Source organism: Paenibacillus sp. FSL H8-0457, from assembly GCF_038051935.1.
In the GTDB taxonomy this organism is placed as follows: domain Bacteria; phylum Bacillota; class Bacilli; order Paenibacillales; family Paenibacillaceae; genus Paenibacillus_AQ; species Paenibacillus_AQ lautus_A.
In genome coordinates this window covers 6,336,157-6,361,878 of record NZ_CP150293.1, presented here as the reverse complement: position 1 = coordinate 6,361,878, position 25,722 = coordinate 6,336,157, and the positions used below count along the sequence as shown (strand labels likewise).

The 25,722-nt window shown below is 51.4% G+C and carries 27 protein-coding genes and 1 riboswitch; of the genes, 23 read left to right on the top strand and 4 right to left on the bottom strand.

Annotation, left to right across the window (positions count from 1 at the left end; translation table 11 throughout):
- Positions 1 to 2 precede the first annotated feature (2 nt).
- Positions 3 to 1,451, bottom strand: coding sequence for a cardiolipin synthase (gene cls / locus MHI43_RS28720; RefSeq protein WP_015737583.1), 1,449 nt, complete (start codon positions 1,449 to 1,451; stop codon positions 3 to 5).
- A 223-nt stretch (positions 1,452 to 1,674) separates the two neighbouring features.
- Between cls and MHI43_RS28715 the strand changes: the two genes are divergently transcribed.
- The 13 genes from MHI43_RS28715 to MHI43_RS28655 all read left to right on the top strand — a co-directional run bounded on the left by MHI43_RS28715 (position 1,675) and on the right by MHI43_RS28655 (position 13,093).
- Entirely contained in the window at positions 1,675 to 2,754 is a 1,080-nt protein-coding gene (locus MHI43_RS28715; protein WP_015737582.1) for an AI-2E family transporter, read from the top strand.
- A gap of 255 nt (positions 2,755 to 3,009) precedes the next feature.
- Complete coding sequence (locus MHI43_RS28710) at positions 3,010 to 3,963, top strand: ring-cleaving dioxygenase (RefSeq protein WP_036663736.1); 954 nt, start codon at positions 3,010 to 3,012, stop codon at positions 3,961 to 3,963.
- Positions 3,960 to 4,571 (top strand): flavin reductase family protein, encoded by a 612-nt coding sequence (locus MHI43_RS28705; RefSeq protein ID WP_036663739.1) that lies wholly within the window; start codon positions 3,960 to 3,962, stop codon positions 4,569 to 4,571. The genes MHI43_RS28710 and MHI43_RS28705 overlap by 4 nt, the downstream gene beginning before the upstream one ends.
- 182 nt (positions 4,572 to 4,753) lie before the next feature.
- On the top strand, positions 4,754 to 5,497 hold the full coding sequence (locus MHI43_RS28700; RefSeq protein WP_036663742.1) for an SDR family NAD(P)-dependent oxidoreductase: 744 nt from the start codon (positions 4,754 to 4,756) through the stop codon (positions 5,495 to 5,497).
- Between the two features lie 370 nt (positions 5,498 to 5,867).
- Positions 5,868 to 6,014: riboswitch (cyclic di-AMP (ydaO/yuaA leader) on the top strand.
- A gap of 354 nt (positions 6,015 to 6,368) precedes the next feature.
- On the top strand, positions 6,369 to 7,223 hold the full coding sequence (gene ehuB / locus MHI43_RS28695) for an ectoine/hydroxyectoine ABC transporter substrate-binding protein EhuB (RefSeq protein ID WP_085981253.1): 855 nt from the start codon (positions 6,369 to 6,371) through the stop codon (positions 7,221 to 7,223).
- Position 7,224: 1 nt separating this feature from the next.
- Positions 7,225 to 7,878 (top strand): ectoine/hydroxyectoine ABC transporter permease subunit EhuC, encoded by a 654-nt coding sequence (ehuC, locus tag MHI43_RS28690; RefSeq protein WP_036663745.1) that lies wholly within the window; start codon positions 7,225 to 7,227, stop codon positions 7,876 to 7,878.
- A 3-nt stretch (positions 7,879 to 7,881) separates the two neighbouring features.
- Positions 7,882 to 8,544 carry an ectoine/hydroxyectoine ABC transporter permease subunit EhuD gene (gene ehuD, locus MHI43_RS28685; RefSeq protein WP_009589563.1) on the top strand — a complete coding sequence of 221 codons (663 nt, stop codon included), beginning with the start codon at positions 7,882 to 7,884 and terminating at the stop codon, positions 8,542 to 8,544.
- Between the two features lie 12 nt (positions 8,545 to 8,556).
- Positions 8,557 to 9,408, top strand: a complete 852-nt coding sequence (ehuA, locus tag MHI43_RS28680; protein WP_015737575.1) for an ectoine/hydroxyectoine ABC transporter ATP-binding protein EhuA — start codon at positions 8,557 to 8,559, stop codon at positions 9,406 to 9,408.
- A gap of 24 nt (positions 9,409 to 9,432) precedes the next feature.
- On the top strand, positions 9,433 to 9,945 hold the full coding sequence (ectA, locus tag MHI43_RS28675) for a diaminobutyrate acetyltransferase (protein WP_036663800.1): 513 nt from the start codon (positions 9,433 to 9,435) through the stop codon (positions 9,943 to 9,945).
- A 16-nt stretch (positions 9,946 to 9,961) separates the two neighbouring features.
- Entirely contained in the window at positions 9,962 to 11,254 is a 1,293-nt protein-coding gene (gene ectB, locus MHI43_RS28670; RefSeq protein ID WP_036663749.1) for a diaminobutyrate--2-oxoglutarate transaminase, read from the top strand.
- Positions 11,251 to 11,643 (top strand): ectoine synthase, encoded by a 393-nt coding sequence (locus MHI43_RS28665; protein ID WP_009589551.1) that lies wholly within the window; start codon positions 11,251 to 11,253, stop codon positions 11,641 to 11,643. The genes ectB and MHI43_RS28665 overlap by 4 nt, the downstream gene beginning before the upstream one ends.
- A 14-nt stretch (positions 11,644 to 11,657) precedes the next feature.
- Entirely contained in the window at positions 11,658 to 12,566 is a 909-nt protein-coding gene (gene thpD / locus MHI43_RS28660) for an ectoine hydroxylase (RefSeq protein WP_036663752.1), read from the top strand.
- A complete protein-coding gene (locus MHI43_RS28655; RefSeq protein ID WP_015737571.1) occupies positions 12,563 to 13,093 on the top strand; it encodes a DUF2179 domain-containing protein in 531 nt (176 codons plus the stop codon). The genes thpD and MHI43_RS28655 overlap by 4 nt, the downstream gene beginning before the upstream one ends.
- 136 nt (positions 13,094 to 13,229) lie before the next feature.
- On the opposite strand, the gene MHI43_RS28650 is transcribed toward MHI43_RS28655, so the two are convergent.
- Positions 13,230 to 13,751, bottom strand: a complete 522-nt coding sequence (locus tag MHI43_RS28650; protein WP_036663754.1) for a DinB family protein — start codon at positions 13,749 to 13,751, stop codon at positions 13,230 to 13,232.
- A 76-nt stretch (positions 13,752 to 13,827) separates the two neighbouring features.
- Positions 13,828 to 14,787, bottom strand: coding sequence for a YafY family protein (locus MHI43_RS28645; protein WP_036663757.1), 960 nt, complete (start codon positions 14,785 to 14,787; stop codon positions 13,828 to 13,830).
- 97 nt (positions 14,788 to 14,884) lie between these two features.
- Between MHI43_RS28645 and MHI43_RS28640 the strand changes: the two genes are divergently transcribed.
- The 3 genes from MHI43_RS28640 (at position 14,885) to MHI43_RS28630 (ending at position 16,563) form a co-directional block, all read left to right on the top strand.
- A complete protein-coding gene (locus MHI43_RS28640; RefSeq protein WP_235201826.1) occupies positions 14,885 to 15,541 on the top strand; it encodes a hypothetical protein in 657 nt (218 codons plus the stop codon).
- A gap of 103 nt (positions 15,542 to 15,644) precedes the next feature.
- A complete protein-coding gene (locus MHI43_RS28635; protein WP_036663762.1) occupies positions 15,645 to 15,869 on the top strand; it encodes a hypothetical protein in 225 nt (74 codons plus the stop codon).
- Positions 15,870 to 15,897: 28 nt separating this feature from the next.
- On the top strand, positions 15,898 to 16,563 hold the full coding sequence (locus MHI43_RS28630) for a ribonuclease H family protein (RefSeq protein ID WP_036663765.1): 666 nt from the start codon (positions 15,898 to 15,900) through the stop codon (positions 16,561 to 16,563).
- Between the two features lie 357 nt (positions 16,564 to 16,920).
- Here the strand turns inward: MHI43_RS28630 and MHI43_RS28625 are convergent, their stop codons facing one another.
- Complete coding sequence (locus MHI43_RS28625) at positions 16,921 to 17,799, bottom strand: AraC family transcriptional regulator (RefSeq protein ID WP_081746329.1); 879 nt, start codon at positions 17,797 to 17,799, stop codon at positions 16,921 to 16,923.
- Positions 17,800 to 17,957: 158 nt separating this feature from the next.
- Between MHI43_RS28625 and MHI43_RS28620 the strand changes: the two genes are divergently transcribed.
- The 7 genes from MHI43_RS28620 to MHI43_RS28590 all read left to right on the top strand — a co-directional run bounded on the left by MHI43_RS28620 (position 17,958) and on the right by MHI43_RS28590 (position 25,702).
- Positions 17,958 to 18,692 carry a trehalose utilization protein ThuA gene (locus tag MHI43_RS28620; protein WP_015737565.1) on the top strand — a complete coding sequence of 245 codons (735 nt, stop codon included), beginning with the start codon at positions 17,958 to 17,960 and terminating at the stop codon, positions 18,690 to 18,692.
- Between the two features lie 273 nt (positions 18,693 to 18,965).
- A complete protein-coding gene (locus MHI43_RS28615; RefSeq protein WP_015737564.1) occupies positions 18,966 to 19,541 on the top strand; it encodes a TetR/AcrR family transcriptional regulator in 576 nt (191 codons plus the stop codon).
- Between the two features lie 199 nt (positions 19,542 to 19,740).
- The gene (locus tag MHI43_RS28610) at positions 19,741 to 20,169 is read left to right on the top strand and encodes a hypothetical protein (protein WP_015737563.1); all 429 of its coding nucleotides are present in this window, start codon (positions 19,741 to 19,743) and stop codon (positions 20,167 to 20,169) included.
- A 16-nt stretch (positions 20,170 to 20,185) separates the two neighbouring features.
- Positions 20,186 to 22,321 carry an MMPL family transporter gene (locus tag MHI43_RS28605; protein ID WP_036663769.1) on the top strand — a complete coding sequence of 712 codons (2,136 nt, stop codon included), beginning with the start codon at positions 20,186 to 20,188 and terminating at the stop codon, positions 22,319 to 22,321.
- Between the two features lie 117 nt (positions 22,322 to 22,438).
- Positions 22,439 to 23,374: a sugar-binding transcriptional regulator gene (locus MHI43_RS28600; protein WP_036663772.1), complete on the top strand. Its 936-nt coding sequence runs from the start codon at positions 22,439 to 22,441 to the stop codon at positions 23,372 to 23,374.
- A 399-nt stretch (positions 23,375 to 23,773) separates the two neighbouring features.
- The gene (deoC, locus tag MHI43_RS28595) at positions 23,774 to 24,439 is read left to right on the top strand and encodes a deoxyribose-phosphate aldolase (RefSeq protein ID WP_009589523.1); all 666 of its coding nucleotides are present in this window, start codon (positions 23,774 to 23,776) and stop codon (positions 24,437 to 24,439) included.
- An 84-nt stretch (positions 24,440 to 24,523) separates the two neighbouring features.
- The gene (locus MHI43_RS28590; RefSeq protein ID WP_015737560.1) at positions 24,524 to 25,702 is read left to right on the top strand and encodes a NupC/NupG family nucleoside CNT transporter; all 1,179 of its coding nucleotides are present in this window, start codon (positions 24,524 to 24,526) and stop codon (positions 25,700 to 25,702) included.
- The last annotated feature ends 20 nt before the right edge of the window (positions 25,703 to 25,722 follow it).

The following is a 25,722-nucleotide window of genomic DNA, read 5'->3' as shown; positions in this document are numbered from 1 at the left end:
TCCTATAGAATAGGCGACAACAGGCGGGAGATGGACTCCTTGAACTTGATCCACCGTGAACGCTCCAGATACTGCTTCATCGTAAGCTGGCTGGATACCCGCAGATCCTGGTGGAAGATGTGGGTCAACTGTTTCGATATATGCTCATCGTACAGGAATGCGTTCACTTCGAAATTCAGCTTGAAGCTTCGAACGTCGATATTCGCCGTGCCCACGGATGAAATCTTCTCATCGATGATGATCGTCTTGGCATGAATAAAGCCATTATTGTAGAGATACACATTAGCCCCGGTACCCAGCATTTCCCCGATATAAGATAAGGTAGCCCAATACACGAAGGGATGATCCGGTTTATCCGGAATCATCAGATGCACCTCTACGCCGGAAAGCGCCGCAATACGCAGTGCATCCAGGAGGCTGGCGTCCGGGATAAAATAAGGCGTCTGAATATGAATCGATTTCTTGGCGGACGAAATCATTTTGATATAACCGTTCTTGATGTGTTCATATCGGGAATCCGGACCGCTGGTAACAATCTGAATCCCGACATTGCCGGGCGAATTGATCTTGGGAAACAGATTCGATTCGTAAGTGATATCGTTATGATGCGAAGCCTGATTCCAGTCCAGAATGAAGCGAACCTGCATCGCATAAACGGCCTCGCCTTGGATGCGCAGATGCGTATCCCGCCAATACCCGAACCTGGAGTTGAGGCCCAGGTACTCGTCCCCGACGTTGAAACCGCCGACATACCCGATATTGCCGTCGATGATCGCCAGCTTTCGGTGATTCCGGTAATTCAGCCGCAGGTTAATGAAGCGCAGCTTGGACGGGAAGAAGGCCTCGGCTTCTCCGCCGGCTTCGCGGAATGCCTTGAAGAAGCCTTTGGTTAGTTGACGCGATCCCAGCTCATCGTATAGAACACGGACCTTCACGCCTTCATTAGCCTTTTGGGTCAACAGGGAGATTAGCTTCTTGCCAAGCTCGTCGCGGCGGATAATGTAGTACTGAATATGTATATAGTCTTTGGCTTCCTCGATATCCTGAAACAACCGTTCAAACTTCCTGCGTCCATCCGTAAAAATTTCAACATGGTTGTCGTCCGTAAGGATCGCCTGGTTCTCATTGATATGCATATGGATCAAATCGCTGTTGTCCGCCGCCGCTTGATTGGTAAACGGGTATTCGCCGTTGTTCATCCCTTCCATTTGGGACAGCAATACTTTCTCGATGCCGGTTTTTTGCAGATCGTCCCAATGAAAGAGACGGATTCTTCTTAAATTCTGGGCGAACAGCAAGTACAGCACAAAGCCCAGAATCGGGATAAAGGATAGCACCAGCAGCCATGCCCAGGTGGAGCCGGCATCCCGCCGTTCCCTGAAAACCACGAACATGGAGAACACGATATTCAGAACGATGATCAGACCAAGAATGATGGATGTAACATGCATGTTTATGATATCCTCCTACACTATAGCCTTGCCCTAGCAATCCTTCATATTATACGTGAGGCGTTAGAAGAAGTATATATCGGCGGCATGGAGTGAAACCGAAAGGTCCTAAAACGTTGGCGGCTAGGATAAGGCCTCTTGTAACGAATATAGAAGGAGCCATTTGAATCCGTACTCGTTGTCATGATACGATGGTGAAAAAATAGGAGAAGGGGCATGCTTTTTGCTGAAAATGAACAAGTTTTTCAAATTGTGTCTTGCCGTGATCCTGGTGCTGACCATCATTTATTTGGGATCGCTGGTGGATTTTATATTCAGACCCGTACTTTCGTTCTTCTCCATCATCCTCGTGCCGTTGATGCTGTCGGGATTCTTCTATTACCTGCTCAGACCGCTGGTTGATCTCCTCGAAAAACGCAAGCTAAATCGCTCGCTGGCCATCCTGCTCCTGTATGTCGTGTTCGCGGGCATCCTTACCGGCTTTATCCTGGGCGTATGGCCATCGCTGCGCGATCAGATCGTGGCTCTCGTACAGAACGCTCCAGCCTTGTTTGCCAAGCTTGGCGAGCAGCTTCAGGAATTGGAGAATAACGGCTTTTTCCAGGATATTTTTCCGGAGAACGCCAACCCGCTTACACAGCTCACCGATTATTTGAATCAAGGCTTCACGTTCCTGACGAATTATATTATGAATCTGTTCTCGTTCGTGTCGAATTTTGCCATCGTATTGTTTACGTTCCCGATTCTCCTGTATTACATGCTGAAGGAAGGCGGGAAATTCGGGAAGATGGTGGTCAGCTTTTTGCCTGACCGATTCAAGGGCGAGGGAGCCTCGGTGCTGGATGAAATCAACAATGCACTCAAAGGCTTTATCGTAGGCCGGGTTCTCGTCAATTTGGCGCTGGGGGTTTTGATGTATATCGGATTCCTGATTATCGGCCTGCCTTATGCGCTGTTGTTGACGGTCGTGGCGGTCATCGCGAATTTCATACCGTTTATCGGCGCCATTCTATCCGCGATCCCGATCGTGATTATCGGCTTTATTCAGTCCCCGGGAACCGCGATCTGGTCCCTTGTCGTCATTCTGGCGGCCCAGCAGATTCAGGATAACCTGATTGGTCCGTATATCTTCGGCAAACAGCTGGCGATCCATCCCATTACCATCATTATCCTGGTGCTGGTAGGGCAGGATCTTGGCGGGATTATCGGAATTCTGCTGATCGTACCGATCTATATGATCATTAAAATTATCGTAACCAGAGTGTACCAGCTGTTCTTTAAGGAGAAATGGAAAAAGGCTTAAGCCGTGGGATAGGGAGACGGCTTTTAGCCGCATATTAAAGCCGCCCAAGAGCGAGGAATCGTTCTTGGCGGCTTTTTATATATTTGGGGTGCACAGGAGCTTGACAACGATAAGAAAATTATATAATCTTAAAATAAAGATATTAAATTTAAAGATTATTTAATTATTTATGGTTTATGGCTCATCCATCATGCAAAACGGATCATGAACGGAAATAAAGGGTTTCGACACGAAACGGTGAGGGAGAGATGGGATATGACATTATATACGGCAGGCATTCATCATATTACCGCTTATGCGCAGGATCCGCAGAAGAACGTTGGTTTTTATACAGGCGTGCTAGGACTCAGAATGGTAAAGAAGACCGTGAATTACGATGCGCCCGAGGTATATCATCTGTATTTCGGGGATGAGGGAGGACAACCCGGAACGATCATCACTTTCTTCCCTTCCTCCGCTTCGCGAAGAGGGCTGCGTGGAGGAGGACAGGCAGGATATACGACCTTTGCCGTTCCTGTAGGGGCCCTGCCTTATTGGGAACAGCGGCTGCGGAGCTTTGGCGTTCCCGTCATGAAGGCTTTCCGGTTTAACGAACAATATCTTCAATTCTCCGATCGGGACGGGCTTTCGCTAGAGTTGGTGGAGCGGGAAGGCGGTCCGAATAACAGCTGGTCCGTGGACGATATAACTCCGGATACAGCCATTAAGGGATTCGGCGGCGCGGTTCTGTTCAGCAGCAAATGGGAGGAAACGAAGAAGGCGCTGGAGAACGTCATGGGACTGACCTACATTGGAGAGGACGTCAATTATGCCCGGTTTCAAGCTGCGGGCCCCTTCGGCAACGTGATTGATCTGCCGATGCGGGATATTCCTTTGGGAGCCGGAGGTGCCGGAACGACCCATCATATCGCATGGCGGGCCCAAAATGATGAGGAGCACGGCAAATGGCATGAATGGGTGAAGGAGCAGGGATTTCGCCCTACGGATATCAGGAACCGTAACTATTTCAAAGCGTTATATTTCAGGGAACGTGGGGGGATCCTGTTTGAGATCGCAACCGATCCGCCCGGATTTACGGTGGACGAAGACCTGCACTCGCTGGGGGAACAATTAAAGCTTCCTGCCTGGTTCGAACCGGAGCGTGCCCGAATCGAGCAGGGGTTGGAGCCTATACAAGTCAAACATACAGGAGAGGGGCAACCCAAGTGATATCCATTGACCCGAATACCCAAAGCGAACGGGACACATACAAGCTGCTGATTGGAAGCGTCGTTCCGCGTCCGGTCGCTTTCGTTACGACATTATCGGCGGATGGCGTGCTGAATGCGGCGCCGTTCAGTTACTTTTCCATTGTGTCGAGCAATCCCCCTTTGCTGTCGGTTTCCGTTCAGCGAAAGAACAGTGCACCTAAGGACACGGCGAGAAATGCCATGCAGAGCGGCGAGCTTGTCATCCACATCGTGGATGAAGATACCGTTGCAGCCGTGAACGAAACGGCGGCGAATCTGCCTCCGAACGAAAGTGAGCTTGACCGAACCCGTTTAACCCCGGTCGTTAGTGACGTTGTTAAGGTTCCCGGCGTTCTGGAATCCAAGATCCGCATGGAATGCGTGCTGGAGCAGGTCGTCACGTTGGATGGCGCGGATCAGCTGCCTGCCGCTGATCTATTGATTGCCCGCGTCGTCCGATTTCACGTGTCCGAGGAGCTCTACGAGCATGGCCGGATTGACGCATCGAAGTTGAAACCTGTGAGCCGCATGGCAGGAAATATCTATTCGACCCTGGGAGAGATGTTTACGATTGAGCGTCCGGTCTGACTGGGCTTGAGCTTGAATAGGGTTATTGCTTTGCGACTATTTTTAGCGAACATTCTTTTTCTTCGATAGGTTGCTGGTCATTCATTAGGAAACGGGGTATTGGAATATCATGGTCGGTATTTGCCTATTCTACATGAATGGATAGCCGGTTGATGAATTTACAACATAGGAGTGATCAACGCATGAAATTTGATTCCAAGGTTGTCATCGTGACGGGGGGCGCCAGCGGGATTGGCGAAGCGGCAGTCAGACTTTTTGCAAAAGAGGGAGCCAAGGTCGTTATCGCGGATTATTCCGACCAGGGACAAGCGGTTTCCGACGAATTGAGAGGAGCCGGCTTTGAAGCGCTGTTCGTCAAAACGGATGTAACCCAAGAGCAGGAAGTCGCGAATATGGTGAATCAGACGGTGCAGCATTTTGGCCGTGTCGATGTATTGTTTGCCAATGCAGGCATTGCCCATGATGCTCCTGCCGATCAGTTAACGATGGATAACTGGCAGAGAACGATTGATATTAATCTGACAGGGGTCTTCCTGTGCGATAAATATGTTATTCAGCAAATGCTGTCCCAAGGAACCGGAGGGGCAATCGTAAACTGCGGCTCGATCCATAGCCATGTCGGAAAAGCAGGAGTAACCGCCTATGCTTCGGCCAAGGGAGGCGTCAAGCTATTAACCCAGTCGCTCAGCGCAGACTATGCCTCCAAAGGAATCCGAATCAATGCCGTGTGTCCGGGATATATCGATACGCCGCTGATCAAGGGAAGAACGGAAGCGATCACGCAGCACCTGGTCGGCCTTCATCCGATGGGCCGTTTGGGACAGCCGGAAGAAGTGGCCAAAGCCGTGTTGTTCCTCGCCAGTGAAGAGGCCTCCTTCATTACGGGCACGAGCCTGCTGGTGGATGGCGGCTATACCGCAGTATGACAAGAAAAGCCCTGATGCTAAGCATCGGGGCTTTTTTTTAAGTCATTCCAGGCGTTGTTATCAGACTTATTTATGGAGTGTTTCAAAAATTTTTTTTCGGTCCCGTATTTCATACGGGCAGACTTCCTGATCCGGGGCTCATTCATGGCATAAAACATATATGGCATGAACGATTTCCGCAAGACCCGTCAAATGCCTGCTATATAGCGGAAAATGGAGCATGGATTCCATGACCAATCCGGTGTATGGACAGCCTTAAACAAGGTGTTCAAAAGGCTCAATATCCTCGTTGCAAAAACGGTGTTTTTTACTTCTGAATTTCCAGAAAAAGCGGTTAAAGGGGTTTGACTTTTCCTGAGCTTCCCTTTATCATGAACACACGCTTAGTTTCCGGCATACATATTCCGGAAAGCGGGGGAACCAGTTTCACCAGGGGCGAGTCACTTGGAATTCACGAGTGTAGGGTACCATCTTACCCGAGTCCGTCAGCTAACCTCGTCAGCAGTGGATGGGTCTTGCATACATAATGGATGTTCATACAAAAGGCCCTTTATTCTCTATAGGGGCCTTTTCTCTATTTTTTGACCCCCTGCTGGCGGAGCTATGTCTAGATCCCCTGTTTGGTGGTCTTTTTGCATTCAATTACAGAGGAGGGGCAACGTCTGCAAATGTGGAACGAATTGAATCGATCAGACGGCATTGGGTCAAAGCGTGCAAGGAAGCGGATGAATCATCTTCCCTGAAGCCTCGTCCCATGCACGGGTATCTGAACGTCTATATATCCAAGTTAACACATGTGCTAACACGGATAATTTCGTCATGCCGTTTTTTTAAGAAAGTGAAAAGCTATTACGAAAGGTTGTGGAAGGTTTTGAAGAAAGTGGTTGTGCTGGTGTTGTCCGTGATGATGGTGGTATTGCTCGCGGCTTGCGGCGACAAAGGAAGTACGCTGGATCGAGCCATTGAGCAGGGATATATCACCGTAGGGTTTGCGAACGAGAAGCCGTATGCCTACAAAGAAGCCAATGGGGAGCTCACGGGCGAAGCGGTTGAGATTGCCCGCGTTATTCTGGAGCGTCTTGGCATCAAGGAGATGAGAGGGGAGCTAACGGAATTTGGTTCGCTGGTCGCCGGATTGCAGGCCGATCGGTTTGATCTGATCACGGCAGGCATGTTCATTAATCCGGACCGATGCTCTGCCGTCCTGTTCGCGAACCCGGAGTACAGCATCGGGGAAGCCCTTGCGGTAAAGCAAGGGAATCCGATGGAACTTGGAAGCTATGAGGACATTGCCAAGAATGAGCAGGCCAAGGTGGCCGTCATGACCGGTGCGGTCGAAATCGGCTACATGGAGAAGTCGGGCATTCCTGCGGACCGGATCGTACAGGTCCCTGACCAGGCTTCGGCGATTAGCGCCCTCCAGGCCGATCGGGTGCAGGCGATTACCATGACGGGGCCGTCCCTGCAGGCGATGCTGGATTCAGCCAGCGACGACAGCATCGAACGCGTGGCTGATTTCGAGCAGCCGGTCATCGACGGCGAAAGCGTTCGCGGTTACGGGGCTACGGCTTTCCGCCAAGCGGATACCGAGTTCCAGGAGGCTTATAATGCCGAGCTTGAGAAGATGAAGGAGTCGGGCGAGCTGCTGGAAATTTTGCAAGAGTTCGGGTTCACGGAAGAAGAGCTCCCGGGTGAGATGACGGCCGCTGCGCTCTGCGGGGAATAGCATGCCGAATTCTTGGATCGATTTTCTTCCGACGCTGCTCAAAGGAGCAGAGATCACGATTATCGTCGCGTTCTTTTCAGCCATCCTGGCTATCGCGATGTCCTTTGCAGCCGGATTGTGCCGGCTGTCGAAGCTCTGGATCGTCCGCACGGCGACGGCCGTGTACGTCGAAATCTTTCGGGGAACCTCCTTGCTGGTGCAGCTCTTCTGGTTGTATTTTGCCCTTCCGTTCATCGGCATCGAGCTTCCGAAAATGCTGGCGGCGATTCTCGCGATCGGACTTAACTTCGGCGCATACGGCTCCGAGATTGTTCGCAGCGCGGTGCTGGCCGTTCCGAAAGGACAGTGGGAAGCTGCCGTGGCGCTTAATATGAAGCCTTGGCAGAGGCTGTGGAACGTTATACTGCCCCAAGCATCCCTGCGAATGCTTCCCCCGTTCGGGAATCAGCTTGTGGAACTCATCAAATCCACCTCGCTCGTTTATTTCATCACGATGGCGGATTTAACGTATCAGGCGATGGTGCTCCGCAACAATTACATCTCCTGGACCACCGAGATTCTGGTGCTGCTGCTCCTCATGTATTTTGTCATTGCGACGCTCGTCTCGATGGCGGTTCGACTGCTGGAGCGCAAACTGACCGCGGGGAGGCTGTAGCGTATGTGGGATTGGAAATATGTGTTTGAAATACTGCCGCAGCTTCTGAGCGCATTAAAAATGACGGTATGGGTCACGCTCTGTGCTTTTGTGGTGGCATTGATTATCGGACTGCTGCTTGCCTTTGCCGCGCGGAGCAAATTTAAGCCCTTGTCGCTCATCACCAAAGGAATCATAGAATTTATTCGCAATACCCCCTTGCTGGTACAGGTGTTTTTCCTGTATTACAGCTTGCCGCTGCTGACTGGCATTTCGATTCCGGCCTTCTATGCGGGGGTCATCGGCCTGGGGCTGCATTACAGCACGTATCTGTCGGAGGTGTACCGTTCCGGGATTGAAGGGGTGCCGAAAGGACAGTGGGAAGCTGCAACCGCACTGAACTACACGAAATCCCAGACCTGGCGGAGCATTATACTGCCGCAAGCGGTGCCGCCGATCATCCCGGTGCTGGGGAATTATTTGATTGTCATGTTTAAGGAAACGCCGATTCTATGCGCCATTACGCTGGTCGAGATGATGCTGACAGCCAAAAATATCGTGTCGCAATCATTTCGCGCTTTCGAACCGTACACGCTGGTCGGGATTCTGTTCCTGATCATCAGTTATATCGCGTCGTTGCTGGTGCAAAGGCTGGAGAAGCGTTTGAATTTGCAGCGTGGAAAATAAGGAGGGAGTCTATTGAATGCCGTTGTAATCGATGAGCAGGCTGAAGAGGCGAAGAAGCCGGAGCGGGAAAGAAATCCCGTTACGGGTTCACAGCCGATCGTGAAATTTGCGGGCGTGACCAAGTCGTATGGCGACCTGCAGGTGCTGAAGGGCATCGATTTGGAGATGCAGCCGGGAGAAAAGGTGGCCGTGATCGGTCCGAGCGGATCTGGCAAAACGACGATGGGCCGGATGCTGATGACGCTGGAGGAACCGACCGAGGGGATCATCGAGGTTGATGGCGAGCTGCTCTGGCATATGGAGGAGAAGGGCAAGCTGGTCCGGGCAAACGAGAAGCATCTGCATCGGATGCGGTGCAACGTCGGCATGGTCTTCCAGCATTTCAATCTGTTCCCGCACATGAATGTGCTTCGCAACGTGACGGAAGCCCCGCGCAAGGTGCTGGGGTTGTCCAAGGAGGAAGCGGAGGAGCGGGCCGTCTCGATGCTGGGCAAGGTCGGTTTGGCCGATAAGCTGAAGATGCACCCGTCCAATTTGTCGGGAGGCCAGAAGCAGCGCGTCGCCATCGCTAGAGCGCTGGTCATGCGGCCGAAGGTGATGGTGTTTGACGAGGTAACCTCGGCGCTGGATCCTGAGCTGGTCGGCGAGGTGCTGGAGGTGATCCGGGAAATCGCCGAAGAAGGCGAAATGGCCATGATGCTGATTACGCACGAGATGGATTTTGCGAAGGAAATCGCGGATCGGGTCATCTTCGGAGCCGACGGCAGGATCGTTGAACAAGGAACACCCGAGGAAATATTCGATCATCCGAAGAGCGAGCGGCTGCAGAGTTTTCTGCAGCGGTTCCGCTCGAACGGAAATTAGTGCTGGAAAGAGGTGTTTATGCAGATGGCTGTGGATACCGGAACCGAAGTGGTTTACCGAAGACCGGAGGCGCGGGACGGCACCCGGGTATGGGCGCTCATACGCGATACCGGATCGCTTGATCTGAACTCGCCTTATTGCTACATGCTGCTAGGGGATTACTTCAACGATACCTGCATGATTGCGGAGCATGAAGGAGACATCGTCGGTTTTATCTCCGCTTTCCGTTCTCCGCGCAATCCGGAGACGCTCTTTGTATGGCAGGTGGCGGTTGCAAGCACGCACCGGAGGCAGGGGATCGCGAAGGCGATGCTTACCGGCCTCATGAACCAGAAGGCCTGTCATGGCGTCCGTTTCATTGAAACGACGGTATCGCCCAGCAATATGGCATCACGCCGATTGTTTCTCGGTTATGCCGAGGAGAAATCCATTCCGAGCACCGTAACGGTGGGTTATGGAGCAGAGATGTTTCCGGATGGTACGACACATGAAGACGAGCCGTTATTCGTGATTGGCCCCTTTTTCAATGACATTTAAACAAATGGAGGGAACTATGGACAACCAAGTCATGGAGAAACCGAAGCTTACCGTGTTTAACAAGCTGGAATCCGAAGTGAGAAGTTATTGCCGGAGCTTTCAGACGGTCTTTGACAAAGCCCGGAATGCCAAGCTGTGGGATACGCAGGGCAATGAATACATTGATTTTTTTGCCGGCGCCGGCGCCTTGAATTACGGGCACAACAATGAGAGGATTCGCGAAAAGCTGGTCGACTACATCCTGCAGGACGGCGTTACGCACAGCCTGGACATGGCTACGGGAGCGAAGGAAACGTTTCTGACCCGCTTTCAGGAGATTATTCTGAAGCCTCGCGGGTGGGATCACAAGATGATGTTTCCCGGACCGACCGGCACCAATGCCGTGGAGGCCGCGCTCAAAATCGCCAGAAAAGTGACGGGGCGCAGCACCGTTCTGTGTTTCACGAATGCCTTTCACGGCATGTCGCTGGGATCGCTGGCGGTGACCGGCAATGCCTTCAAGCGCCAGGGCGCCGGCGTGGATCTGAGCCACTCGGTATTTATGCCGTATGACGGTTACTTTGGCAGCGACGTGGATACGATGGCATATATGGAGAAGCTTCTGGATGATCCGGGAAGCGGCATTCCGCTGCCGGCAGCGGTCATCGTCGAGGCGGTTCAGGGGGAAGGCGGATTGAACGCCGCCAGCCGCCAATGGCTGCAGAAGCTGGCGCGCATCTGCAAGGATAAGGGGATGCTGCTCATTCTGGACGATATCCAGATGGGCTGCGGCAGAACCGGTTCGTTCTTCAGCTTCGATGATGCGGGCATCGAGCCGGACATCGTGTGCCTCTCGAAATCGATCGGCGGCTTCGGCTTGCCGATGGCCATCACGCTGATCAAGCCGGAGATCGACATCTGGGAGCCGGGAGAGCATAACGGCACCTTCCGGGGCAACAATCTCGGATTCGTTGCCGCTGCCGAAGCGCTGAGTTATTGGAAGACGGAGGATTTTCAGCTCGATATCGGCATTCGCGAACATCGGATTCGCCAATCGCTCGAAGACGTCGTGAGGGATTATCCCCGGCTTAAGGGCGAAATCCGCGGCAGGGGCATGATCCAGGGGGTAGCCTTTGATAAGCCGGAGCACGCAGGAAGACTATCCGAAATCGCCTTTGAACAAGGACTGATTATGGAAACGTCAGGACCGCATAGCGAAGTTGCCAAGCTGATGCCGCCCCTGACCATTGAAATGAACACGCTGGCAGAGGGATTGGGGATTTTTGAGAATAGCATGAAACAATTAGCTGCAGAGGAGAGGTTGTCATGATCGTTAAACATTTGGAAGAAATCGTGGATACGAAAGACGACATCGATACAACGACATGGAATTCGAGAAGGCTTCTGTTGACAAAAGACGGCATGGGCTTCTCTCTTAATGACACCCTGATCAAGGCCGGAACGGAGACGCTGATCTGGTACAAAAACCACGTCGAGGCCGTGTACTGCATCGAGGGGGAGGGAGAAATCGAGGTTGTCGGCGGCGAGACCTATCCCATCACCCCTGGCATGATGTATGCGCTGGACGGACACGAGAAGCATTATTTGAGAGCACGTTCGCAGATGCGGATGGTCTGCGTATTCAATCCGCCGCTAACCGGCGCGGAAGTTCACGATGAGGAAGGAACCTACCCGCTGCTTGCCCCCATTACGGACTAAGGAGATGATATGCGATGAGTAAAAATCATGCGTCGGCCCTTCAGGAAAAAGAACTGGACGTTTATCCTTCAAGATTGCACCCGGAGCCCCGGATCCTAAAGAGACAGGATCCTGTCGTACATTCTGAATGGACGCCGGATGCTGCGTTAACGCAGGAGCAATCCGGCTTCTACGAGCGCAACGGATATTTATTTCTGGAAGGCTTCTTTGATCGGGAGGAGCTATCGCGATATCAGGAGGAGGCCCGCAGGCTGCAGATAACGGCGCGGGACTCGGAGAAGGACGAGGTGATCCGGGAGCCGGACGGGCACGAAGTTCGGTCGGTATTTGCGGTTCATGAGAGCCATGAAGTATTCAAGCAGCTCTCCCGACATCCGAGGCTCCTGGCGATCATGGAATATCTCTTGGGAAGCGAGACGTATATCCATCAATCGCGGATTAATTACAAGCCGGGCTTCACGGGCAAGGAGTTCTATTGGCACTCCGATTTCGAAACGTGGCATGTTGAGGACGGCATGCCCCGAATGAGAGCCTTGAGCTGCTCCATTGCGCTGGAGGATAACTACCCTTATAACGGGCCGCTTATGGTTGTGCCTGGGTCACATAAGGAATTCGTGGCCTGCATTGGCCAAACGCCGGAGAATCATTTCAAGGATTCTCTGCGCAAGCAGGAGTACGGCGTTCCGGATCATGACAGCCTGACGCGGATGGTGAAGGAGGGCGGGATCGACACGCCGGTCGGCAAGGCGGGTTCGATCGTGATTTTTGACTGCAACATTATGCACGGCTCGAACAGCAACATCACCCCGATGCCGCGCAGCAATATATTCATGGTCTATAACAGCGTGGAGAACAAGGTCAAGCAGCCGTATTCGGGCCAGAAGCCAAGACCGGAGTATATCGCCACCCGTGATTCTCTATGATCTCGCTGTCGCTGATCGGCTCCATCATCGGCATCAATGTGGTCTATGTCTCGATTTTTTCGCTGCGGCTGATTCTGATGATCAAAGGGAGGAGAGGGATAGCTTCCCTTCTGGCCATGCTGGAGGTATTCGTGTACTTGCTCGGTCTCAATCTCGTCCTGCAAAATCTGGACAATCCCTTTAATATGGCGGCCTACTGCCTGGGCTTTGGCCTGGGCGTGTATGCCGGCAGCCGAATTGAGGAGTATCTGGCACTCGGATACATCGTGGTGCAGGTGATCGTCAATTCCGTTGAGACGAACCTGGCCATGAACCTCCGGGAGAAGGGATACGGCGTGACCGCTTGGGAAGCGGACGGCAAGGATGGCAAGCGGCTGGTGCTTCAAGTGCTCGTGAAACGGAAGAATGAGCGGCGGCTGATGGAGTCACTTTCCAAAATGTCGCCGCAAGCGTTCATTATCTCCCATGAACCGAAAAGCTTCAAAGGCGGCTTCTGGGTACGATTGACGGAAGGTCGCAAATTGTGACAAGCGTATAAACGGGATGTAGGATAGAAAGCCTGCTTCGGAACCGGGTTCCTGAAGCAGGCTTTTGGTTTTTGTCGGGCTGAGACCGGCATGGAATTTCAGAGGTCCTGGACTTTCACCGCTATTCTGAGCGCCATTAGGCGAAGACGGGCTCCGGTTCATTCTGGTACCAAAAAAAAGCGTAATCGGTCATCGCGGAGGAGCTTCCGAGCTGGCGCAGCATGGCGGCAATATTTCCACGATGGTAAGTGCCGTGGTTCACGACATGCAGCATGATCTCGGACAGGCGGGTATCCCGGATGCCGGCATAAGGATTATCCAATCGGATCATCCGCTCCAGGTCAGGCTGCTGGCGGAGAAACGCAGCGTATCGATCCGACAATTCGATAAACCGCAGGTTCAGGTCTTCCAGCGAAATCGCTTCAAGCTCTTCCCGAAGCTGGTAGGCCTCAGCCAATGCAGAGCTCATGTCCTTCCCGGACAAAATGTTCATCCAGCCGAGATCCACCGTGTAGATATGAATCAACGCTTCCGATACGGTCGGAAAGATACTCGTGATGGTCCGATTGTACAATTCGCCCGGAAGTTCCAGAAGACGGTTGAATATGGCCTGGTTGGCCCATACATGGTATTCATACATTTTTACAGGATAGTTCATTAAGATCGTCCCCTTTGGCTTCGTGTTATCTTCCTTCTTGGGAACATTGTAAATAAAAAAGTATGACAGCGGACTGTCATACTTTTGCGTACACTTGCAGCATTTTTTCTAATTTGGCTTGCATGCGGATCCTTAAGTCGGCCGGCTCCACAATCTCGATCTCCTCGCCAAAGCTCAGCAGGGTAGACCAGAACCACCAGGAATCCGGATCATTGACCTTGAACGTGAGACGGAGGGAGCCGTCTTCATGAAATTCCCGCTGTACGTCATAGAATTGATCCATGGCTTTGGCCAGGGCTCCGGGGGACACGTGAAGCACGACCTCTATGGCATCGGGCGATGATTCCCAGTTATGCCGTACGCTCCGCCCATATGGATGTTGCTCTTGAAGCTGAGGTCCGTGCGTATGCTCCTCGGAGTGCTGGCGCATAAAGGGCTCGGCGGAGGGGGACAGCTCCGACATTCTCGAGATCCGGAATTCGCGGTAATCGTTCCTCGTTCTGCAGAAGCCGTACAAGTACCAGGATCCGAATTTATACATAAGTCGCAGGGGCTCGACTTTTCGATAAATGCGTTCATTCTTGGCGCTTATGTATTGAAAGGAGATCACATGCCTGTCCGTAATGGCGCGGCGAAGAAGACGAAGGATTTCGTTGTACGACCGCCAGCTCCCGATATCCATGGACAATCCCTGCGAAGCGGAGTTGGCGGAACGGTCAATGGTCTGCAGGCGCTGAATCGTATCCAGGGCCCGTTCATCCTCGAACACCGTAGACATGCTGTGCAGGATGGTGATCAGGGCGCTGACATCGTAGGAACCGAGCAGGCTTTTATCCATCTTGTATTGCTCCATAATGCCGTATCCGCCGTTGACCCCTTGATAGGATACGACCGGAATGCCGGCGGCGCAGATGGCATCGATGTCGCGGTAGATGGTTCGCTGGGACACGTTATATTTCTCTGCCAAGGCTGACGCGGACAGAATCTCATTGTTCAGCAGCATGTAAATCATGGATATGAGCCGCTCCAGTTTCATCGGTACACTCTCCTATCATAATTGGATCTATTCTCCAATGATTCCGTATTATATCATAGGTTTACAGGAGGGAGAGGATTTAAGGATGGGCCAGAACATGAAAAAACTACTACTATTAGGGTTAATCGTATTATCGGTTGCGGGAATGTCCGCTTGCGGCGGCTCGGGCTTGTCGGAGAACGAACGGGAGCAGATCGTGAACCAGGTCGAGAAGCTAGAGACGGCGGAATATAAGCTGCAGCATTTTCAAATGGATTATCCGGAGTATTTGGCCGAGGTGGGCGGGATTGTCAGTGAGTCTTACATGCAGGCTATGAGCGACCGGATTATTTTTGGATATAACGAGAAGGAATATCGTGCAAGCGACATGATAGAGATGTCCGCCGAAGAGTACGAGAAGCATAAGGAGCATATGCGGGGGCTGGTCAAATCTTTGGGAATGAACGAAGAGAAAGCCTCGATTCGCATTTCGGACCCTTATGAGAGTGATCAAAGTGGGGAGGTGTTTGTATATGCATCGGAATCCAGGGAACTGAAAGGAAAAACGCTGACTCAAATGAACCGCAGGTATTCCCTGGATAAAACGGAGGGTTCCTGGGTCATCACCGCCGTAGAACAGGATAAGGTCACAATCGGCAGCGATGAGACGGAGATGGACGCCGAAGCGAAGCTGGATGCACTGAAATACCGGACGCATGAGGGAGTGGACGTACAATACCGGGATAAAATCCTCACGTTTGAGGGATGGGAATAAACGGGGGTCAAATGGGTGGCGGAGTCCCGGCGGCTCCGGTTCCATTCCCTTCGATTTTGCCGTACAATATAGGGAGTTCTATAATAGAAGGAGTGTGAGCCTCATGGCCCGTACCAAAACGCAAAAAGCGCTCCGCAAAGCGGAACGCGCCGGCATATGGTCAGCCGTCTCGATGAGAAAGACCAACGAGGATTACGGCGCGCTGTCACAGCATGTGAGAGTGAAGCCGACGAAACAGGAACAATTGAATAAGGTCAAACATCGAAAGCGGATCGGAGACGATGGCGCTTTTTTTGTTGGTTTCGGAGGATGTGATATAGTACGCTAGAGAGGTTAGTTCAGGATGGAGGTTTATGATGGCAAAGCAAAAATATTACGTAGTCTGGGTAGGCAAAGTACCCGGAATTTATACAAGCTGGGGCGAATGCCAGCAGCAGGTGAACCAATTTACAGGTGCGAAATTCAAGGCGTTCGAATCCCGAAGCGAAGCGGAACAGGCCTATGCGGCAGGGTATAAAAATTACTGGGGGCAGTCCGGAAGCGGATCAAGCAGCTCGGGATCCAAGAGCAAGAGCTTTAAGCGCAGCAGCAGCTCCGCGGCCGAGGATCCGGGGGAGATTGATTATGACAGCATCTCCGTGGATGTGGGAACGCGGGGAAACCCGGGACCGGTGGAATATAAAGGCGTGGATACGCAGACGGGGGATATTCTGTTCTCGTGCGGGCCGATCCAGAAGGGAACGAACAATCTCGGCGAGTTCCTGGCGATCGTCCATGCGCTTGCTTATTTGAAGAAAATCGGCAGCACCAAAACGGTGTACAGCGATTCCATGAATGCGCTCAAATGGCTGAAGCAGAAGAAGGTGGTCTCCACGCTGCCGCGCGACGCGTCAACCAAAGAGATATGGGATCTCGTGGACCGGGCCGAGCACTGGCTTCGAACCAATACATACGAGAACAAGGTGCTAAAATGGCAAACGAAGAGCTGGGGAGAGATTAAGGCAGACTACGGGCGCAAATAAAAGAATGATCCTGTCCCGGAATATGCGAAAAAATCCAAATCTCCGGATGTGGATAATTGCATTCTATAAAACGGATGGAGTAAGCATGAACTGTGCATAACCTAGTCATAATTTCGTTTATACACAGAGTTATGAACATCATCCTCATTCTTTCAGCGCAAGCTGCATTTTGCTCCCTGATTCCAGGGGAGTTATCCAGCGTTTGTGAACAAATGTGGAGAAGTGCAAGGATAACTTCCTATTAACTTGGAGGGGCGGCGGGTTATCCCCAAGGAAGGAGGGGCGCCGGAACGTTCGCTATGACTTATCCACGATACGCCAACCATGATGCCGGACGCTGGCCCCCGGTCCCCCGCCTTATTCCTTGTCGCGAACCTGCTTATAGTATTGGTTCGGCGACATGCCGACGTATTTTTTGAACACTTTGCTGAAATAAAAGGGATCATCCAGGCCGGTCAGATATCCGATCTCCCCGAAGCTGAGATGGGTGGCCTCGATTAACTCTTTGGCATGATTGATCCGGACCTGATTCACGTATCGCATGATCGTATGGCCCGTGAGCTTGGCAAACACCCGATTGATATAGTCATAGTTGCATTCGAAGCGCTGTTCGATATCCGAGCTGATGATTTTCTCGGCATAATGTTCGTGGATGTAGTCGAGCAGCGCATGCACTTTCATATAGGATTTGGTGTGCGGGCTGTTCTTCTCCAGTTCATCGAACAGGCTTTCGCGGGACAGCTCGATCAGCATTTCCATGAATTTGAGCGCGGTCAAACTGCGGTTAAAGTGCTTTCTTCTGTAAAGCTGCAGCATTTCACTGAGGGCATGGTACATGTGATGAAGACTTTTTCTTTGGGTTAACGTGCAGGTCTTCGGAAAGTACAGCGGCCTGCCGTCATCCTTGCCTGCCGGCTGATTCTCGCTCATGATCCACTGCTTGGCCAGCAGGGACAAGGGACGTTCGGGCGCCTGCTGAATATCGGGATGCTCAAAATGAATATAGTAGTAGTCGCAGGGATGCTTCTGGGTTCCCTCATGGTCCAGATGCGGCTCAAGCACCAGCATGTCGCCTTTTCGGAGCACATGGGATACGCCGTTCTCCCGCATATGAAGCTCGCCGCTCTTCACGAAATACAGAATATGCTCGTGGGTGTTCCGTTTGAAATGAATCCAGGGGTTCTTATAGGAGACGAAGCCCATCAGTTTGATTCTAGGCACATAGTCAGCGTTCATCGATAGCACGAGTTCCACCCTCTCTCCTTAAAAAACGCGAAGTCGTTTTTGTACAAAAAGAGTAACTTTCACACATTCCCGTTCATTGTAACACAGCCTATACTTGGGTTGAATGTATAAGAGGTCTTTGGATTTCAATTTAAAGGAGGCCGCCATCCTTGGCTAATATCAATGTAACGGTATGGAACGAATACCGGCACGAAAGACATAATGAACAGATCGCTAAGATTTATCCCGAAGGCATTCACCGGACGATTGCCGATTTTCTGGGGAAAGATGCACAGTTCGTCGTACGCACGGCCGTGCTGGATGATCCGGAACACGGATTGACGGACGACGTGCTCGCTTCAACGGACGTTCTGATCTGGTGGGGGCATGTGGCGCATAGTGAAGTACGGGATGATATCGTGGAAAAAGTGCGCCAGCGCGTATTGGACGGCATGGGGATCATCGTGCTGCATTCCGGCCACGGCTCGAAGATTTTCCAGCGCCTTCTCGGCACGAACACCGGCGCACTGAAATGGCGCGACGACGGCGAGAAGGAACGGTTGTGGGTCATCGATCCCGGCCATCCGATCGTCAGCGGGCTCGGTGAGTATATCGAGATTCCGCAGGAGGAAATGTACGGGGAGCGTTTTGAGATTCCGGCGCCGGATGAGCTGGTGTTTGTCTCCTGGTTCGAAGGCGGCGAGGTGTTCCGCAGCGGCTGCTGCTACAAGCGCGGACGCGGCAAGCTCTTCTATTTCAGACCGGGTCATGAAGCGTTCCCTACCTATCACCAGCCTGAAATTCAGCAGGTGATTGCCAATGCCGTGGCTTGGGCGGCACCGATTCAAGGTGCGAAGGCGTCCTATGGCCGGGTATCTCCGCTCGAATACGTACAGCCGGTATAGGCTCTAAGCTTTTGATGAATTCGTGGGAAGTTTACCTTCATAACGAAGCAGCGTGTCCTGACGGCTGCTTCGTTTTTTATTTGCGTGCAAATTTGGTCAGCGCTTATTTGGCGATCGAGCCCGATACCTGAGTTAACATCAAGTTGCCGGAAGGAATCGTGCTTTCTTCGCGATTTGACGTGTTAGGACCTGTCGCAACAGATGGTGGTTGCACCTTACGGGCTCTTTAGCTATCCTTAGCTAAAGAGTCGTTTATTCGTAAGAGGTGAGCAGATGGCACGGGAACGGAAATTTTCAACGCAGTTATTGTTTCAAACGGGGAAGGACCTGCTGCTGCGGCATGGATATGAAGGGTTCACGTTCGGCATGCTGGCGGACCGGTTGAAGGTAGCCAGGGGAACGATTTATAAATACTACGAGAATAAAGAAGAATTTATTATGGACTATATGGTATATGAAATGCGTCGATTTTTGAAGGATCTGGGGGATTTTGAGAAATCTGAGGGCTTTGAGAAGCAACTAAGGGAACTGCTGAACATCATCCATAAACATAGCAACATCCACCAGATACTTGGTATGAATCAACAGATACCGGCCGAAGCGGGCGATAAGGTCAGATCGAATAAAGAACTGCTGGAGAAACTCCATATGGAGATGTATGGACGATTTCAGGGTTTTATTAAGCAGGGGCGGGACGAAGATCTGCTGAATCCCGGGCTTCCGGATCAGTTGGTCCTGGGGATGATATTCCAAACGATCAATATCCCCAATCATGAGGGCCTCCCCAAAACAGAGTGGTTGGATGCTATTCAGCTGATGATTTGTCACGGAATCTACAAAAATAATTAATTGACACTTGTGTCACTTTGCGGGATACTGTCCATGTGACACAAGGAAGCATGATTTCCATGACGCTCATAAAAGTGACACTTATGTCATATTGGAGTCATTGTCTTCAACGCGGGAATAGAAGCAATTCTATCTCCAAAGTGACACATGTGTCACTTGCAGCTAAATACCACTACTCGATGAAAGTGAGGGTTTCCTAATGTATGAGCTTTCTTATTTTATCCACATTGCAGGAATTATTTTGTGGATAGGGGCTTTTTTTAGCTTTGGTTTACTGTTGACAGGCATGATCAAGAAGGGGGACGCACTTCGAACGGGCGATCAAATCCGCAAAATCGTTAACCGGGTCATTCTTCCCAGCTCCATTATGATTGTACTCAGCGGATCTTACATGATCAGTCAATTTGAAAGGGGCAATCTTCCGTTCTACTTGTCTTTGATGGAGATGGCAGGTTCGATGATTGTGCTGCTCAGCATTATCGTCCTCAGCGTGTTGAGCCGCAAAATATCTAAAGCCGTTAATGTTGACAAAAAGTCTTCGTTACTTGGGTATTATCGGACAACGATTATCAGTTCGGCTGTACTCGCCCTCGGGGTCGTTCTGATTACGGCCCTCAGATTGATGTGAAGGAGGAAGATTACCCGTGAAGTCATGGTTAAACTGGCTAACCGACCGCGTGGCGACAAGACAAGGGATGTGGGTTACCCTGATCATTTGGTTTGCTGCCGCAATGCTGCTGGGTGCCCTTGCTCCAGGCGCCAAAGAATACGAGGTCACTCGAATAGACTCGCTTCCTAAAGACATGCCGTCTGTAATTGCCAAAGATAAACTTGGTGAATATTTCCCGGACGAAGACAGCATGCCGGCCGTATTCGTCTTTCAATCTAAACAAGGAGAGATTGATCAAGCAGAAATCCAAAAGATGATGGAAGGGATCGAGCATAACCATCAAGAGGCCATACAAGAGTCTGTTCCGCTGGATAAACTGCCGCCGCAGGCATGGGAAAGCCTTTACTCGAAGGATAGGAAGACAGTAGCTATCCCTATGCAGTTTGTCTCTTCTTTGGAATCCAAGGAGCTTAGGGATATCCTTAACCAGATCAAGGATGAGGTTGAGCACAGCTCGGGGCTGGCTGTGTACGTTACGGGACCTGCCGGAATCTCGGCTGATTCGCTGGATCTGTTCTCAAGAGCGGATGTGGTTCTCCTTCTTTCAACGGTGGGACTGGTGCTGGTCCTCCTGATCGTGATTTACCGCTCGCCCTTGCTGGCCTTCATTCCGCTGCTGGCCGTCGCTTTTGTTTATGAAGTGGTCAACCAATCGCTTGGGCTATTGGGGAAAGCGGGGCTTCTCCTAAACAATCAATCTTTGTCCATTATGATGATACTGTTGTTCGCGGCCGTCATCGATTATTCGCTGTTTGTGTTTTCCCGGTTCAGGGAGGAACTGAAACGCTGCGACAACAAATATGAAGCGATGAAGTCAGCGATGAGAGAAGTTGGCCTGCCCGTATTTTTCTCGGGCGGTACCGTGCTGGCTGCCATGCTGATCCTCTTTTTCGCGAACTACGGAGAATATCGGAATTTCGCTCCGATTTTCGGGACGGCTATGGTTGTTATCATGCTGGCGTCCGTGACACTGATTCCTGCGTTGTTTACCTTGTTCGGAAGAAGATCATTCTGGCCAAAAATTCCGAAAGTCGGCGATCCGACAGTAGCGCAAAGCTCCGCCTGGGGTAGTATCGGTCGCTTGGTAGTCAAGAGACCTTTACAATCCGTTATTCTTGTGGGCATCATTTTACTATTATCGATTAGCAATCTATTCAATTTGAACTACTCCTTTGACAACATCAAATCCTTTCCAGAGGACATGTCATCGAGAGTAGGCTATGAGGCGTTGGAGAGTGGGTTCGATAAAGGCGATTTAGCTCCTACCACGGTATTGTTCGAATCTGCAGGTCCAATGAAAGAGGACGACATCCGGGAACTGATGGCTATTCTGGAGGGGCAACCGCTTGTCGCAAACATTCGGATGAACGGAATGACGGATTCTGGTGACGCTGTGCGGTACAGCCTTACGTTCGACGAGAGTCCTTACGATACCCGCTCGATGGATGCGTTGAGCGATATTCGTGACCGCGCGGAGGAGTTGGTTAAGCAAAGCGGGATGGAGGGCAAGCTGTACTTTGCCGGGGAAACGGCATCCCAAGTGGATGATCGTTTGGTCAATAACCGGGATCTGGTGGTCATTGTGATCCTTGAGACGATCATGATTCTGATTCTCCTTATCGTGATGACGCAATCGGTCCGTATCCCCCTTTACATGGTCGGGACGATCCTGGTGTCCTTTCTGGCAGCACTTGGTCTAGGGATGTTTCTTACGCAGATGCTGTTCGGTATCGACTCCATCAGCAACCGGGTTCCGATCTATTCCTTTGTATTCCTGGTCGCACTAGGCATCGATTATAACATCATTCTGATCTCCAGATTTCTGGAAGAGCGCAGGAAATACCCGCTTGCCAAAGCGGTAGAAATTTCGGTTGCGAGCACAGGCGGAGTCATTTCATCCGCCGGTATTATTCTTGCTGCTACCTTTGCGGTTTTAATGACGCAGCCGGTCGCGGTGCTGTTCGTATTCGGATTTATCGTGGCGGTGGGCATTCTTATGGATACGTTTATCATTCGCGGCTTTTTGATGCCGGCATTGCTCGTTCTCCTTGAAAAAAAGAAACCCATCGATCAAGAGGAGCGGCATCCCGCAAAATCAACCGATGTTTAATGGTTCTGTCCATAAGCACGCTGACATTCATGGAATTAATGCGGCTATCGAAATCCGCAGCATAACGATGTATAATGGACCCAATTCGATTACGACATAATAAAAGTGGGTTGGATCATGGATCAGGATAAACAGCGCCTCAGCATTGAGGCGGCAAGATTGTACTATATGTCGGATTACAGCCAGCAGGATATCGCCACGAGACTCGGCGTTTCCCGCCCTACGGTCTCCAGGCTTCTTCAGCACGCCAAGGAGCAGGGGTATGTGCAGATCAGCATCGTGGACCCTCTCGAGGACCTGGGCGCTTTGGCCGAAAGGGTGAAGAAGGCTTACGGTTTGGAACACGTGCTGGTGAGTTATTCTCCCGTCAACGAATACCGCGAAATCCAGAAGCATATCAGCAAAAAGGCAGCCGATTACCTGCATGAAACGGTCCAGGATGCGGATATCATCGGCGTTACCTGGGGAACGACCATGCATGCCGTGGCGCTTCAGCTGCAGCAGAAGCCCGTTCGGGGCGTCGAGGTCGTGCAGTTGAAAGGCGGCGTCAGCCATTCGCATGTGAACACGTATGCCGCCGAGATCGTCAATCTGTTCGCCGAGGCGTACCACACGATGGCGAGATATTTGCCGCTGCCGGTCATCTTCGACACCACGGAGCTGAAGGAAATGGTGGAGAGGGACCGGCATATCCAGCGGATCATCCAATTAGGCAAACAAGCCAATATCGCCATGTTTACGGTGGGTACCGTTCATGAAGACGCGCTGCTGTTCCGGCTCGGTTATCTGAGCAAGGAAGAACAGAAGCTGCTCCAGCGGATCGGCGCGGGAGATATTTGCTCCCGGTTTTTCGATGCGGAGGGCAGGGTGTGCAGCGAGGATATTAACAAGCGTACGGTGGGCATAGATTTGGACGATTTGCGCCACAAGGAGAAATCGATTCTCGTGGCAGGCGGGCAGCGCAAGGTGGAGGCCATCCGAGCTGCGCTGATCGGCAAGTATGCAAACATCCTGGTAACGGACCAGTTTACGGCGCAAGCCTTGCTTCCATGAAATGTCCAACATATTGTGCAGTTTTACGGCACCTCGTTCCGAAAGGTCGAAGCGGCAATCAGCTTCCTCTGTCTGGATGGGGTGTTTTTTTTGCGTATTATTGCGTATTGGAAATCAGCTTCCCCAAGCCGCATGGGAGGCCGATTCTCTGTTTATGTTTACGCTGACAGGGTATAGAGCATAGTAAACGGCGTGAATTGTTAGATTATTCCTGAATGATGAATAGTTCTTCAGCAAACAATGATAAATATCATTGCCATAAATCGGAATGAACATATTTTCAATATATGTTTTACATATGTTCAAGGCTATGATATGATGGTCCCGTCTAAAGGATTGAGCGTTATGATAGCGCTTTTACAAGATTGCATAAAACAATATAAGGAGTGTTTTAACCAGATGAATATAGCAGGAATGATCGACCACACGCTGTTGAAGGCGGATGCAACCCAGGCCGAGATCACGAAAATTACGGATGAGGCCAAAAAGTACGGATTTGCTTCGGTTTGCGTGAACCCGACTTGGGTATCCTACTGTGCTGAGCAGCTTGCGGGCACGAGCGTCAAAGTATGCACCGTTATCGGCTTCCCGCTGGGAGCTAACACGACGGCCGTAAAAGCTTTTGAAGCGAAGGATGCCATCGCTAACGGGGCTACGGAGGTTGATATGGTCATCAACATCGGGGCGCTGAAAGACCGGAACGATGAGCTGGTGCAGCAAGATATTCAGGCTGTCGTGGATGCAGCCAAGGGCAAAGCCCTGGTCAAGGTCATCATTGAGACAAGCCTTCTGACAGAAGAAGAAAAGGTGCGTGCGTGCCAGCTGTCCGTGAAAGCCGGAGCCGATTTTGTCAAAACCTCCACAGGATTCTCCACGGGCGGAGCTACTCCGGAGGATGTCGCCTTGATGCGCAAGACGGTCGGTGAGAACACGGGCGTTAAGGCTTCCGGCGGCGTGCGCAGCAAGGAAGACATGGATCGCATGATTGAAGCGGGCGCAACGCGTATCGGAGCCAGCTCCGGCGTGAAAATTATGGAGGGCGGCCAATCCAGCTCTTCCTACTAAATCGTTTATTGGAGTATAAGGTTTTCAATGATTCGGTAGCCATGCCATCTATCAAAAAAATTCACCTATGGGGGAACATCGACGATGAAATTTCTAATCGCCATACTAGGTTTGCTGGTCGTATTCGGTCTTGCGTTCCTTATCAGCAATGATAAGCGCAACATTCGTTATCGCCCGCTGGTCGTCATGATTGTGCTGCAGCTGATCCTTGGATTCGTTCTGCTGAACACAAGCATCGGCGAGTATCTTGTTAAAGGGATAGCCAGCACGTTTGAAGCGCTGCTTGGCTATGCCGGAGCCGGAATCGAGTTTGTATTTGGCGGCATTGCCAATGAAGGTGCAGGTCCGTTCTTCTTGAATGTCCTGCTGCCAATCGTGTTTATTTCCGCGTTGATTGGTATACTTCAATATATTAAGGTACTGCCGTTTATCGTAAGATATATCGGCCTCGTCTTGAGTAAAGTCAACGGCATGGGTAAGCTGGAGTCTTACAATGCGGTAGCTTCCGCGATCCTGGGGCAATCCGAGGTGTTTATCTCGGTCAAAAAACAGATCGCCTTAATTCCGAAGCACCGCATGTATACGCTCTGCGCTTCCGCGATGTCCACGGTATCGATGTCGATCGTCGGCGCATACATGACCATGATCGAGCCGCGGTATGTGGTGACCGCGCTTGTATTGAACCTGTTTGGCGGATTTATCATTGCTTCCATCGTCAATCCCTACAAGGTGGAGAAGGAAGAGGATATTCTGGAGGTGCAGGAGGAGGAGAAGCAATCCTTCTTCGAAATGCTGGGCGAATACATCATGGATGGTTTCAAGGTCGCGATTACCGTTGCGGCGATGCTCCTCGGCTTCGTTGCTTTGATCGCAATGATCAACGGCATTTTTGATATGATTTTCGGAATCACCTTCCAGGAGCTGTTAGGTTACATCTTTGCTCCATTCGCTTTTGTGATGGGCGTGCCTTGGAAAGAGGCGGTGGATGCAGGCAGCATCATGGCTACCAAGCTGGTATCGAATGAGTTCGTCGCGATGCTTGATCTGGCCAACTTCACGAATATGTCCGAACGAACCGTAGGTATCGTATCGGTATTCCTGGTGTCCTTCGCCAACTTCTCCTCCATCGGCATCATTGCCGGCGCGGTCAAAGGCCTGAACGAGAAGCAGGGGAACGTGGTGGCCCGCTTCGGCCTAAAGCTGCTGTACGGCGCGACGCTGGTGAGCGTGCTGTCGGCTACGATTACCGGACTGTTCCTGTAAGCCTGGCAGGAAACGAACTA